A 13,802-nucleotide genomic window follows, 5' to 3' on the forward strand; every position below is an offset into this window, starting at 1 on the left:
TGACACCAAGTGGGTGATTTCTCTTCGACCCCGAACGACGGGGTGCCGGAGAAATGGTCATTATGATCGAGTGACAAGCAAATCTAATACAGCCATCGACTTCGATGCCATATCTTGGAGTTCTAAACGGAACACGGGTAATCCCACCGCAAGTAGCCGACGGCACGTCTGTTACTTGTCCTGCGTGCGACCAACCGATGGCCGTTGTACGGTCTCACGAACGAGGTTCTGCTTTCATTTCCCGTCATTTTCGGCACCACGAACAAGAGGGTCGTTCTGAGATGGGCCAAACTGCAGGTCAGGCAACCTTTGCTGATCTTGTAGATGTCGGCGAGTGCCCTGGTGAATCGGACGAACATATGAAAATGAAGTCGATTGCATATGCTCGATTGGATCACGATTTCCCCGATGCGACGGTTGAGCTTGAATCCGGTATCGACGGCCGAATTGCGGATGTCCTGCTCACATTCGATACTCCCCGAGAGCCCTATGGAAGGGGTATCGCGATAGAGGCTCAGTATCGGAATCAGGGCAAAGATATTGAGGCAGTTACTGACCACTATCTACAGCGTGGTTTTAGCGTTGCGTGGCTCGACGAGGACGATTTCTCAGAGTACGATGTTGATCTCTCCGGAATACTGTCCGTCTGGCCCTATGCGCTTCCGTCGCGGTCTGATTTGGAGGGGTACCCCGAAGTTATCAGATGGCTCTGGCAAGAGAAATCGCTCTCTGTTTCGGTAGAGGTCCCTATACCCGGAGAATATTGGGCTTCGTTCGATAAGTCGGATGAATGGGTGACCGTTGCTCAACAAGATCTCCGACGGAAGGGGCGCGCCTGGGCGACTGTTTCTCGCTCACCAACGGGTCAGTTAACTCTTCAGCTTGGAAAGAAGGACTGGGGCTGGGACGGAGATACCCACCGTGTCACCGTTCAGCTTGAAGAATCGGATACCGAGGAACTCCGATCATTTACTGATAACTTGGAACGGCTGGCATTTGGGTCGGATCGTCCGACTGAGGCAGATCGCGAACGCCCTTGGCATGATTTGACAACGGCTTGGTTCGCCGGCTCCCCCCGTGTTACCTCCTGGCTCTCGGCTTCCCTTTCCCCCGATGACGACGTTGTCCTCTCGTTAGGAAAGAAACACCCGAAGGAAACCGATCGCGTTAGTGTCCAAATTGACGAAACTGCGACTCAGGCTCTAAATGAGCTCACTGATCTCCTTGAGAGGGCTTTCGAATTGGAAGCTTGATTGCGGTTAGAACGGTTGGTTCTCGAGGATGTGCTCCATAATGAGCTGCTCCCGAGAGTCAACGAATTCCTCAAAGGTCATCTCCTTGGCGCCCTCTGGGATATGGTGAGTCTGCTTGTAGTCGTCCGTTCGGGAGTTCATCCAGTCCTCGAAGTCGTCATCGGATTTCATCTTGTTCGTCTTGTCGATCAGCAGCTGGAGGTTCCCCACTCGGTCGGCATCTGCCTCCTCTGGGAGGACCGACTTCGGAATAATGTGGTCGATATCGTAGTCCTTGCCCCGGGCCGGTTCATCGGGATAGTGCGACAGCTGGAGGAGGAACTCGATGTCGCGTTTGCCGTACTGAAGCTCCTCGAAAAGCGTGGTCAGCTTTTCTTCGGTGAAACGGAGGGACGTCCCGTAACTCGACGCCACTTCATCACTAATCCGCTCAAGTGGGAACTCCGAGCTATCTTCTTCTCGGATAACGTCCCGGACGAGTTCGGCGATCTGGTTCGATGATTGGCTGGTGAACCCATTGAGTCGAGCCGCACAGATGTAGTAGAGAATGTCACGGCGCCGCCCGCGACCCTTGATGGAGGTCGAATCGAGCGAGGGATTTTCGTTCTGGTAGAGGTAGTAGGCGATAGGCGTGTAGAGGGCGGGACTGAGGATGTAGGTCACCGTTGGATAGTAGCTGTTCAGGAGTTCCGCGAGTTGCTCCATCGTGTTCGAGAACGTATCGGTAAGCCAAATCTCCTTCAGATTCCGCAGCAAGTCGAGTGTGTAGTTGTCGAACCGATACTGAATCTCGTTGCCGTTGATTGCGAGCAGCACCTTTTGGATGTGTTTCGTGGCAAAGGGAGCATTCCCACCATCGATGATTCCGTTCAGTTCGTCGACCATCGAGTGAACCTCGTCACGTGCGTTGATCTCTGGGGGTTCCTGTTGCCAGCTACTGGTCATCAAGGAAAGGAGGATTTCGGCGCGATTCGGTGTCACTCCACCTTGATTGATCCGAACGAAGACGTCGCGGACACGGGTGATGTCGTTCTCGTCTTCGGTGAAGAAGTGGAGCTTCTCGTCCTTGTGGACCGCTCGATAGAGGTCCTCGAAATTGCGCTGGGCGTTGAGAATCAGACTATCCGCATTCTCTATCTCCGGGTGTTCTCCGATCAGCTCTTGAATCTCACTCTCGATTTCCTGGCGTTCTGCATAGAAATCGTCGTTGTCCGAGATGGACATAATCCGGTTGACCGGATACCAATAGGCATTCGCAGTCGCTGACTGTTCGGACCGGAAGGAGAAATCGTACTTATTGCCGAGTTCCGAGTCCGCTGTCTGCGGGTCGGAGAGGAGGTTGAGATAGAGGCGTTTCTGGACCCACGAACTGGCCTTGTTTCGCGGATGATTGTGTTTCCGTTCGTAGAACGATCCGGTGAGGCCGATATTGAGCGCGGTCAGCCGTTGCTGGCCGTCGAGAACCAGCTTCACCGGTGAGGGGAGTGGATCTTCAGAATTGTGTGGAGGGTTTCGATGGGTTGGGGTTGTGAGTGACTGGGGGAAGTTCGGTTCGTCGACGTAGTGGGTGACGAAGCGATATTTGGGCTGAGCCTGTGCTTCCTCGGCTGAGAGGTTCCACTGAAGAAGAGCACCGATCGGATAGTCCCGTAACAGGGAATCAAACAGATCGACTATATCACTCGTTTCCCAGACGAATTCGCGCTGAATCGCTGGTAAGAGATAAGAATAATTTATATTTTCCACGACTTCAGCGATCCGCTTGGTTTCCATATTCCGTCTTGTGGTAAGCAGGTTTTATATATCTACATAGTGCTGGTCGCCTATCATTTATAACGTAACAGAGCGATTTTCGGATAGAAATGAGCTTGAATATTCCTCTTCCTGCGGGTCTCGGGGATTACTCTTGGCTCGAAACTCTTGCTCAACGTGAGGAGATTGAACAAACAGTTCCTCTCTATATCGAAGCTGATGACGGGATTGAGGTCGTCGCTGTTTCCCTTCTCTGTGAAGATTATCTTAGGATGATCTACCGGGCTCCTAATGGCTGGCAATTGCTCACAGAATACGAGTTGTCCGAGGACCCGATTATTCACGTAGACGACCTCCTTGATGCTGTCGTTGCATTTGTGGGAACAGACGCGAGAGTCGTTCAAAAACTCGCTCAGGAACTCGGTGAGAAGTTAGAGGAGCATTGGAAGATGGGTTTTGTTCCGTATAGTCAATCTGGGAAGGGGGACAAATTTGAGGAACTTAGACAGGACTGCGATTGCTCAGGGATTGACGACCCGTCAATTGGGCGTGTTCCGGGAATGTCTGAAATCGAGGAATCAGCAGAATTTCGCTGCCGTAACTGTATGAGCCTATACGGTATCGAGTATCAGGGTCGTAGAATCGATCTTGATGAGGTGTTCAGTGCTGAGTGGCTCTTCACGGATTCGACTCCGGATGACATCGTGGAGATCGGTGCGGAAGATTCATTTCTCGTGTATTCTGATGGTCGACCAATAAACAAAACAGAACGAGTCATCAGCGCGATGACTAGCTATGGTGGTGACACGAGTTCTTCTTTTGCCCGATATATCCCTGAGAACCACCAGGGATTGCTCTATATTCGAGATGATGACGCGGCTGGATACGTCACTTGGGAAGAGCTGGATGGAATACAGGTTCTTCGACAGCTGTATGTCCGGGATCATTACCGGCGCAGGGGATTGCTGAGGAATTGATTCAGACTTGGTGCCAGGAGTACTGCGAGGATGATGTCTACTACATCGACGAACCGAACGACAAGAGCCGATCTCTGTTTTCAAAACTGGGGCATATTGACGGTGATGGTGAGTACGAAGCGATTGAACTCTACCCGATTCGCGGCGTTGGGAACAGTCTTGATGCCAGCCAGACTCTTCCTCAATAGTTCATACACACTCTCACCGATTTAATCAGCCAGATTTCGAATCCCCTCTACCACGCTCTCTCCTTGCCAACCCACGATCTGATCTGCGTGGTCTTCAACGAAATTGGGCATCTGCTCGTTTCCGCGCGGTGTAACACCCAGAATTGGCTTGCTCTCGATTTCAGCTAAAATAGTTTCTTTCTTGATCCATTTGCTGTGTGCTACGTACATCCCCCCGAGTATTATTACGACCGTAGCTGGCTTGATCTGGTCTTCCCGGAGCGCCTGTTCCAGTTCCTCCTCGGTGTCAGCATCGATCTCATCAACCTTCGGTACTGAGTAGTTCCGGAAACTGAAATTCGGGTAGTCGCGAAGTAGTTCTACCATCCGATTGTACTCGTCGCTGTACTCCCAAGAGTGCGAGATGAACAGTCGGTATTCGCTCCGACGGTTGCTTGAAGATCTGCTGTTGAAGCTCATAACTATATGCGATTTATTGACGGCTTACCCGTTTAGTACTATGGTCCTCTCTGATGCGGAATCCAAATCTGCCGATATTCCAGGGGGAAGAACTTATACTATTTAAAAACGGATTGTTCATACGGTTATGAGCCAAGACACCTCCTCCCCATTGAAAACCACCTGGGAGGCTGCGTTTGATGATATTCGTGGCAGTCCAACCCCCGAATCAGCTGTTCGATTCGTTCTGAAGTCAGCTGTTAACGATCTACCTACCGGATTCTATCGCGATGATGGAGACCGCCTACTACCGACCTACAAAGGGAACGATCTCGGAAAGGAGTTCACCGTTCGAGAACTCGGCCCCGTTTATACAGTCACGCAATCTGGGGATAACAGTCTCCCTGAGCTCAGTTCCTCTCGACCGTCGCTCTTCGAGCCGAATGACCAACAGTCGGGCCTTGTCCCGACCGACGATTCCCTGAGCCGCAGTTCTACCGACACTCAGAACCAGCAGGGGCTCTCGTCTGGACAAAAAATTGCTGGCGGTGCTTTGCTCCTATATAGTGCCTACAAAGGGCTAGAAGCCTTGGCCTCTGCAGGCTCGTCGACTCAAGAGTCCTCTTCCTCCTCAGGCGGAAATACTGGGCAATCAATCTCACGCTTAGCACGCGCTGCAACTCGACTTGAGGACAAGCAGTACAACGTTTTTGTCTCTCACTCGTGGGAGTACGACGAACACTACGAGCGTATCGTTGATTTCCTTGACGAGGTTCCGTCGCTCGAGTGGCAGAATCATAGTGTCCCCTCAACTGACCCTCTGCCCGTGGATACCGAGTCTGCCCTTCGCTCTGAACTCCGGAACCAGATGAAAACGGCGTCGGTTGTCGTCGTAAGTAGTGGAATGTACGGTGCTCACAGCACTTGGATCCCGGAGGAGCTGGAACTCGCCGATGAACTGGACAAGCCGGTGATCGCAATCATTCCAGAGGGACAATCGAAGGTCCCCGAGAAAATCCAAGAAGTCGCAGATACTCAGGTAGGATGGCGAAAGGCCTCGCTTGTCGACGCACTCGCTGAATATGCCTGATTCAACCGACGAAGCGGCGGTTGATCTTTCCGAGGATGAAGCCGATACTGACGATGGAGACACGCCCGAGACAGAACCTGAGCACTCTGAAGAGGTCACTGGAGGGGACCCTGCTGGGCCATCTGAGGAGGAAGATGTCACAGCTGGACCGTTGGCTAATCTGAGTGAGGACGAGAAGAATCGGCTGATGGAGCAGTACATCCATTACGGGGAGGTGGCAATCGAGACAGCCAATCAGCGAGTCCAGATGAACCGTTTTTTCGGTCTGATTTTAACCTCGATACTGGCCGGTCTCTTTGCTCTCGCCCGCGGCAATCTCACGAGCACAAATGCTGCGATCGTTCTCTTCGCATCAGGATTCGGCAGTCTGATTTGCTACTTCTGGTATCAGAGTCTTCAATCATACCGACGGCTGAACAAAGCTCGATATGCTATCCTGAATGAGATCGAGTCGGTCCTGCCTGTTCGTATGTATCTCGATGAGTGGCGATATTTGAAGCGGGAGAAGCCTGACCCAGAAATCGTTGATCCTCGTCCAGCTGAAGATGCTGATCACCGCTCGCATACGATTGTGGAACAGTGGTTCGTCCGCCTATTGGCTGCTGGATACATCTCCGTCGGAGGATATGCCGGCGGGTTCATTCTTACTCCCCAGGTGAAGAGGTTCATTCCATCACTGCCGGACCCATCGATGGTTGGTTTTGGTGTTGGTGGAGTCTTCCTGCTCGGCTTAGCCATCCTCTTTAGGATTCAAACCCGCTGAAAATACTATGAGGCGCTTCGATACCGGTGATTCTGTCCGAATTGATATTCCTGATGAGACTGATCCCGACCATGACTGGCTCCATGGTCGTTACGGAACAGTTGTTGAGATCATTACTGACGATGCGGGAGATGTGACTGATGATGAACGCGAGGGGTATCTCTTTCGCGTCGAATTGGATGATGGCGAAACTGTCGATGTGCGCTGGCGTGATATCAGGCCTGGTTGATGTGACTTCGGTGTTACTATTCGTATCAGATCGAAACCTTCCTGCAGGAACAGAATGCTTGAACCCAGCGTGAACGGCACTCGGATACAGATGTCCGGGTGCTAGCGAGCGTCGACTGAATTCCAGGTCCTCTCTGATTTATTTTGGCCTCTCTCGGTAAGCCACTCCTAAGCTGTCAGTCTCGCCAAGAGTGAAGTGAGACCGATATCTTGGTAGGGAATGTTCGATGGATTCAACGCTTCTGACCGGTCCGAAACACGCCCGATTGGAACGACGGGCATTTCAGCGGGCTGATGATATCGCAATTAATTCGCTGGGGAGTATTCTCTACATAACGCGGAACGACGCTCGCCGGAGTATGGTTGAGGACAGCTGGGCCGTTTCCCACGAACCTCTCCGTCTTCGTGCGGAGACGCTTGACGCGGTCGTTCGGGAGTGGTACGAGCATCTCCACGGTCCGGTTCAACCGCTCTCCGGGCAGCTGAACCGTCGGCTCGCGGAGTACGCGCTTGACCGAACAACAGCCGAGACAGATGGCGCTCTTGCTGGCGAACCAGCCTCTGCCGCCCTCGCTGATTCGTTCAGCAGTCGCTTCTCACTCTTCGACGACGCCGGCGTCGGTACCGCTGACGCACTGGCGGCGGAGTTCGAGGGCTCAGACCTCGATGACCATATCGCGACAGCCACTGTCGACGCGTACCGACACTACCGGGATCTCCATGCCGACTTTGTCGATGAGTGGGTCTGTACCCGGGGAGAAATGTTCGACGCCGTCGCAACGGCGGAGCAGTCACTATCGGCGCTCTCCCCGGAACTGGATGTCGTCATCCTTTCCGGGTATCACGAGTTCCGCCCCGTCGAACGCCGCCTCATCGAACGCCTCGCCGACGAGCTTCCGATGATCGCACTGCTGCCACTCCACCAGGATGGCCGGAGCGGAGTCGACGCCGTTGCGGAGGACGCCTTGGATGTGTACGAAGCACTTGACTTTGAGACAGTAGAACTCGAGCCCGTCGACGAGTCAGGGCAGGCCTTTGGAACGATCACCGAGGCGCTCTACCGCCCGGACCCCGACACCGTCCCTTCTCCAGACACTCTGCGATGGCGTGAACGCCCGACGCCCGAGCGCGAGATTCGCTTCGTCGCTCGCGAGCTCCGGACTGAGTTGGCCAATGGTCGCGACCCCGACGACCTGGCCGTCGTCGTTCCCGGGACTGAGGCTTATTCGGGGTACGTCGAGGATACGTTCGATACGTTCGATATCCCGCACGTCACGACCGACGCCTCACAGCTGAACCGGACGTTCACCGGGAGCGTCGTCCACGACCTCCTGAACCTCGCCGAACCGGATCCGCGGGCTGAGGACCTCACGTCCCTGTTTGCGAATCCACTAGTCAATGTCGTCGACACCGACCAAGCCAACGCCGTCACGGCAGCTGCTCGCCGGCGTGGCACCGTTTCTGTGTCACCCCTGCTCGATGACGTCGACGACGAGGCGGCGGAACTGATCGAGAACCTACTGGCCACGCTAGAGACGCTCCGAACAGGCGACGTCGAGGGCGCAACCAAGACTCTCCGACGACTGTTGGACGAACGGTTCGACCTGGAGGGGGCGACGGAGGACTACGCCAGCGGCGCCGAGCAAGCCGTCGAACAGCGAGCCTACGACCTCGTAGACGAGGTCCTCTCCTCGTTCGAGTCGCTGGCGGCGGTCAATAGCGATCTCTCCCCGTTGGCACTGTTCACTCGTGCGTTCGATGGTGTTCCGATCCGGGTTCCGCAGCGCGCTGCTGGCGGTCACGTCGAAGTGATGGGGTTGCTCGACGCCCGGATGCGCTCGTTCGAGAAGGTGTTTCTCGTGGGGCTGACGAGCGAGCACTTCCCCGTGACGCCGGAGCGCCCGGCCTTCTTCGAAGAAATGACCGACGCCCATCCACGGTTCGACACTGGCGACGAGCGCCTCCGGGGGCGCTATCTCTTCGCGACGCTCCTGGCGAACGTTGACGAACTCACGATCACCACACCAGAGACGGGCGACGACGAATCCGCCGTCGTCCGGTCGCCGGTCCTCGACGAACTCCAGCGCGTGACCGGCATCGAACCCGAAGATGGCGTCGACGACCGCGTGGGCTCCCGCGAAGACCTCCAGCGGCACGTCGCTGCAACGGCCGACCGGCGTGCGGCAGTCAGCCGCGCCGGCGACCGAGGTGACCTCTCCCCCGAGCAGACCAAGCGCACGGATCGGGGACTCCACTGTGCGGCCAACAGGGGAACGGCTGGCCTCTCCGACCACGACGGCGTGTTGGATCCCGAGACAGTCGATGAGGTATACCCTCCGTCGGAGCGAGAACCCTACAGCGCGAGTCGGATCGAGCGATACGTCGAGTGTGGGTTCAAGTTCTACGCCGACGAAGTGCTCGAAATCGAGGATCCCGACGACGTCGAGGTCGTCCCTACGCCCCTCGAAACCGGATCGTACGTCCACGACGTCCTCGAACGGTTCTTCGCGGATCTACAGGACGAAACCGAAGATGGTGTCGACCTCACCGAGTTCGACCGGAACGACTTGGCGATACACCTTCGCGAGATTGCCGTCGAAGAACTCCGGGATGCTGACTTCGAGTACGACGGCCTGTTCTATGAACGGTGGAAGGCGGAGCTGTTCGCGGGCCTGGGTGACGGCGAGAGTGCTCCGTACGAGGCCGGGAGCAAACCTCACGACGCACCGGAACAGGGGTTGTTCGCTACCTTCCTCGACAACGAACTCTCGCGGGACGGCGCTGACCGCCCACACTTGTTCGAGGCCCCGTTCGGCGAGGGACTTCCCGACTCGGATGCTGGGCCGTTCACAGTTGAGCGACCGGACGGCTCGACTGTCTCGATTCGGGGATACATCGACCGCGTTGACGTGAGCCAGGGTGGCGAACAACCGACGCTCACGCTCTACGACTACAAGACTGGTCGAGCACCGTATATGACGAAGACAACCGGCGGCACGAAGTTCCAACTCCCCATTTATCTGCTTGCTGCGGCCAACGTCGTCGACGGTGATCTGTTCGAGCAGGGATCGCTTTCAGCGACGTACTATCAGGTGCGACCCCCCAACGACCTCAAGGTTCCACGCGGCGTCGAATCGAAGTTCGATTCAGAGGCCGAACTCCGCCGGTTCCTGAACGATGTTGTTCCGGAGTGGCTGGGCCAAATCGACGAGGCGATCGGCAACGGTCGGTTCCACACGACCCTCCTGTCGGCCCGCGGAGCGAACTGCCGATACTGTGACTACCGTCGGGCGTGCGATGTCCGCCATCACCGCAAGCGGGAGTTCGTCGACGAGGTTAACGAGGACGACGCTGCGTACGTTCCGCTCCGTGTTCGCGACGACGAGGACATCGAGACGGTGATGAGCGATGACTGAGGAACCCGAGGAGATTCAGCTCACAGAGGAACAGGAGGACGCGCTCGTCCAGGGCCGGAACGTCGCGATCACTGCCGGCGCCGGGACGGGGAAGACGACAACGCTCACCGAGCGGTACGTGACGATACTGGCCGAAAACCCATCGCTCACGCCGGAGAACATCGTTACGATCACCTTCACACGAAAGGCCGCTGCCGAACTGACCGAGCGCGTTCGGGAGGAGGTGTACGACCGGCTCGAGGCTGTCGACTCACCAGAAGCCTATCACCGCTGGCGAAACGTCCTCGACGACCTGGAGGATGGCTACGTCCACACCATTCACGCGTTCTGTACGCGGCTCTTGCGAGAACGGGCCGTCGAGGCTCCGGTCCCGCTCGGCTTCGACGTACTCGACGAAGACGGCGCTGCGACACTCCAACGCGAAGTCGTGACGGAGTTTCTCGAACGCAACCTGGACGATGACGACGTCGCGCTACTCGCTCAGCTTTGGGGTCGCGACCAGCTGGTCGATGTACTCACTGGACTACTCGATGAGCGCCCACAGAGCGAGGCGGTCCTCGAGGAGTGGCGTGATGCGGAGGTCAACGACTACGTCGATATCTGCTGGGAGGTCGTTTGTGATCTCGACGTCGCCGACGCCCGACAGACGCTGTATGCGGACGGACTCCTTGAGCAGCTACGCACGGTTGCGGGCCGTGTCGACCGCGAGGGCGCTATCGCCGACGAAGACGGTCTTCGAGCCTACCGGACCTTCACCGAAGTCGCGACCACACTCTCGGCCGACCCGGAGGAAAGCGATCCTCGCGACTGTCAACGGGCAATCCTCGAGCTCTACGAGGCCTGTGAGAAGAAGAACGGCGGCCTGTACAGCAGTTCGGGGTACGTCGTCGGTGACCGGGACGATTGGGGTGAGTACGGTGACGTCTACGACGACCTGAAAGACACCATCGACACGGTCATCGATGCCGTCGAACCGCACGCGGATGCGGTCGAGACGACGCCCGGTGAGCTCGAAGCGAACAGCGCTCACTACGCGCTCGCCCTAATGCGCGTCTTCAACGACGTCCTCGCCGCCTACGCCGACGAGAAGGAGCGCCGCGATACGCTCGACTTCCCCGACGTGATCGAGACAACCCTCGAGTTCTTGCGAGCGAACGATGTCGTCACGGAGCGGCTTCGAGAGCAGTTTGCGGCCGTGATGGTCGACGAGTTCCAGGACACGGACCCGCGCCAGTGGGAGTTAGTCAAGCTCCTCACGGGCGTCGACGAGCAGACGGCGTCGAACGTCTTCCTGGTCGGCGACGAGAAACAGAGCATCTACGGATTCCGCGGGGCCGACGTGACGACGTTCGGGGATGCGCGCAGAGAACTCCAGACCGTCAACGAGGCTCGTGGGGTTGACGACGTTCCCGACAGCGACGGCGAGAGTCCGACCGCCCTCGAACTCTCCGGGAATTTCCGGACGCTGGACGAGCCGTTGTCGTTCCTGAACGAGCTCTTCGAGTACCTGTTCCAACCAGAAGGTGACACCCACGAACCCTACGAAGCGCCACCTCAGGGACTGAGTACGCAGCGCGACCGTGTCGAGGACATCGAGGGACTGACCGGGAGTGTCGAGTATCTCGCTGTCCCCGACGACGCCGATACGGCAGCGGAGCTCTTCGGCGACGACCATCCGGTCGCCGAAGGCGCGCTCGACCACACCATCGAGGCCGAAGCGCAAGCGCTCACAGCTCGACTGACCCACCTGTTCGACGATCCGCCGCAAGTCCAAGACCCCGACACAGGTGCTCATCGTGACGCTACGCCGGACGACACGGCAATCCTCCTCCGCCGACGAACTCATCTGGATCGGTATCAGCGCGCTCTCGAGAAGTACGACATCCCCTACACTGTCGTCGGTGGCGTCGGATTCTACGATACGCCTGAGGTCCAGGCGCTCACGAACCTGCTTCGAGTTCTCGGTGATCCACAGGACGATGTCTCCCTCTACGGGGTGCTTCGGTCGCCGCTGTTCGGATTCGCGGATGATCGTCTCGCACCGGCGGTCGCAGAGGCCAATTCAGTGTGGGATGCGCTCGCCGAGGCGGACGATCCACAGCTCGCGGACGCGTTCGACCTCCTTACGACGTGGCGGACCCTCAGCGGCTGTGCGACGCCGTCTGAGGATGGCGTCCTCCCGTGGAACCGCCTGCTGTCCCGAGTGATCGATGACACGGGGTATCTGGCTAGTGTGAGTGCTGATGAACGCGGTCGACAGGCCGTCGCGAACGTCGAGAAGTTCCGCGACCAGGTCCGTACCTGGAGCGAGAACGGTGTTCATACAGCTGCCGGGTTGCTCCACCGGATCGACCGCCAAGCCGAGATCGATCCCCGAGAGGGGGAGGCTGACATTCCCGGTGATGTTGAGGGAGTTCGGATAATGACGATTCACGCCGCGAAGGGACTCGAGTTCCCAATCGTCACTGTTCCCGATCTCGGAAGTGACCTCAATTTCGGGCGGTCCGTCGATGACCACGGCTATGTCCGCCTCGTCAAGGGGACGACTGATGCTCCACCGATTCCTGCCGTGGGTGGTCCCCACCCCAACGATGCGTTCTCAATCGAAAAGACGGCAGTCCACGAATATGCTGATCGTCGCTCGCTCCCGCAAGAGCGTGCGGAATCCAAACGACTGCTCTACGTGGCCTGTACCCGAACTCGGGACCACCTGCTGTTGTGTGGGACACACGATATCGATATCGATGAGTCTGGACACATCGAACTCGGTGAGCCAGATGATTTCGACGACGCCAGCCGATGGCGGGATTGGCTCCAGCCAATTCTGTTTGACGACCAAGAGCTAGTCGCTGAGGCGGTTCACGAGGGAGCTACGGACGCTCGAATCGGTGACGCTTCATACACTATTCAGACGCCACCTCGGCCGGTTGAATGGCAGTCTGAGGCTCCGAGTGAAGAGGTAGACCCTGCGATTACTGTCCCCTCCCCGCCAGAACAACAGGCCGCTGTTCGCGTTGCCGCGACGACTCTCGTCAGTGCTGTTGCGGATGCCTACGAGGACGGACATAGCTACACGACGGGGGATGAGACAATCGGATTGAGTCCGACCACCTTCGGAACTGTTGTCCATCGGCTCAATGAGCTCCGTCCTCCACGGGATGAGTGGCCCTCGTTCATTCGTCAGTTGAGTCGTATGGGAGGTGAGGAACCGACGGATGGCGACCTCCAAGCAGCCGTGAGCCATGCCCAGGATGCGATCCGGTTCGTCGATGAAACTGAGGCGGACCTCCCACTCGAAGCGACCTATGACGAGTACTCAGTTGTCGCTCGTCTCGATGATTCCCGCATAGTGGGTGATATTGACCGTCTTCTGGTCACTCCTGATGCGTATCATATCATCGACTACAAGACGAACGATCTTTCGTCGACGACGACTGATACCCTCGCTGACCACTATCGGCCGCAAATGCTTGCCTACGCTCTCGCGCTCTTCCAGCACGATCCCGCCCGGCAGGTTCGTGCTTCACTCCGGTTTACCGATGTTGGGGTGGAAGAACGGTTTGAGTGGCAACGGAGTGAACTGACTGATATCGAATCTGAACTTCGCTCTATGTTGGAGCTCGTCTCCTGAGCCACATTTACTGATTCTATCCTAACTATTCTAGAGTAGTAAACTATTCTGGAATAGCGTGTAGCT

General features: G+C 56.9%; 9 protein-coding genes. 7 read left to right on the forward strand and 2 right to left on the reverse strand.

The window, feature by feature from the left end; genetic code table 11:
- Nucleotides 1-281: 281 nt before the first annotated feature.
- Nucleotides 282-1,253, forward strand: a complete 972-nt coding sequence (locus HHUB_RS16330; RefSeq protein WP_197570666.1) for a competence protein CoiA family protein — start codon at nucleotides 282-284, stop codon at nucleotides 1,251-1,253.
- 6 nt (nucleotides 1,254-1,259) lie between these two features.
- On the opposite strand, the gene HHUB_RS15300 is transcribed toward HHUB_RS16330, so the two are convergent.
- Nucleotides 1,260-3,026: a DUF262 domain-containing protein gene (locus HHUB_RS15300; RefSeq protein ID WP_082687308.1), complete on the reverse strand. Its 1,767-nt coding sequence runs from the start codon at nucleotides 3,024-3,026 to the stop codon at nucleotides 1,260-1,262.
- Nucleotides 3,027-3,115: 89 nt separating this feature from the next.
- On the opposite strand from HHUB_RS15300, the gene HHUB_RS16900 reads away from it, so the two are divergent.
- Nucleotides 3,116-3,982, forward strand: coding sequence for a hypothetical protein (locus HHUB_RS16900; RefSeq protein ID WP_157534031.1), 867 nt, complete (start codon nucleotides 3,116-3,118; stop codon nucleotides 3,980-3,982).
- A gap of 209 nt (nucleotides 3,983-4,191) precedes the next feature.
- On the opposite strand, the gene HHUB_RS15305 is transcribed toward HHUB_RS16900, so the two are convergent.
- Nucleotides 4,192-4,629, reverse strand: a complete 438-nt coding sequence (locus HHUB_RS15305; RefSeq protein WP_059059038.1) for a TIR domain-containing protein — start codon at nucleotides 4,627-4,629, stop codon at nucleotides 4,192-4,194.
- A gap of 127 nt (nucleotides 4,630-4,756) precedes the next feature.
- Between HHUB_RS15305 and HHUB_RS16335 the strand changes: the two genes are divergently transcribed.
- From HHUB_RS16335 to HHUB_RS15325, 5 genes are all read left to right on the forward strand, one after another.
- Nucleotides 4,757-5,698: a TIR domain-containing protein gene (locus tag HHUB_RS16335; protein ID WP_082687309.1), complete on the forward strand. Its 942-nt coding sequence runs from the start codon at nucleotides 4,757-4,759 to the stop codon at nucleotides 5,696-5,698.
- Nucleotides 5,691-6,461: a RipA family octameric membrane protein gene (locus HHUB_RS16905; protein WP_157534032.1), complete on the forward strand. Its 771-nt coding sequence runs from the start codon at nucleotides 5,691-5,693 to the stop codon at nucleotides 6,459-6,461. The genes HHUB_RS16335 and HHUB_RS16905 overlap by 8 nt, the downstream gene beginning before the upstream one ends.
- A gap of 7 nt (nucleotides 6,462-6,468) precedes the next feature.
- Nucleotides 6,469-6,690, forward strand: coding sequence for a hypothetical protein (locus HHUB_RS16340; protein ID WP_082687310.1), 222 nt, complete (start codon nucleotides 6,469-6,471; stop codon nucleotides 6,688-6,690).
- 358 nt (nucleotides 6,691-7,048) lie between these two features.
- The gene (locus HHUB_RS15320; RefSeq protein WP_059059046.1) at nucleotides 7,049-10,105 is read left to right on the forward strand and encodes a PD-(D/E)XK nuclease family protein; all 3,057 of its coding nucleotides are present in this window, start codon (nucleotides 7,049-7,051) and stop codon (nucleotides 10,103-10,105) included.
- Complete coding sequence (locus tag HHUB_RS15325) at nucleotides 10,098-13,736, forward strand: UvrD-helicase domain-containing protein (RefSeq protein ID WP_059059048.1); 3,639 nt, start codon at nucleotides 10,098-10,100, stop codon at nucleotides 13,734-13,736. The genes HHUB_RS15320 and HHUB_RS15325 overlap by 8 nt, the downstream gene beginning before the upstream one ends.
- Nucleotides 13,737-13,802 lie beyond the last annotated feature (66 nt).

Origin of the sequence: Halobacterium hubeiense (assembly GCF_001488575.1) — an archaeon.
GTDB classification, from domain to species: domain Archaea; phylum Halobacteriota; class Halobacteria; order Halobacteriales; family Halobacteriaceae; genus Halobacterium; species Halobacterium hubeiense.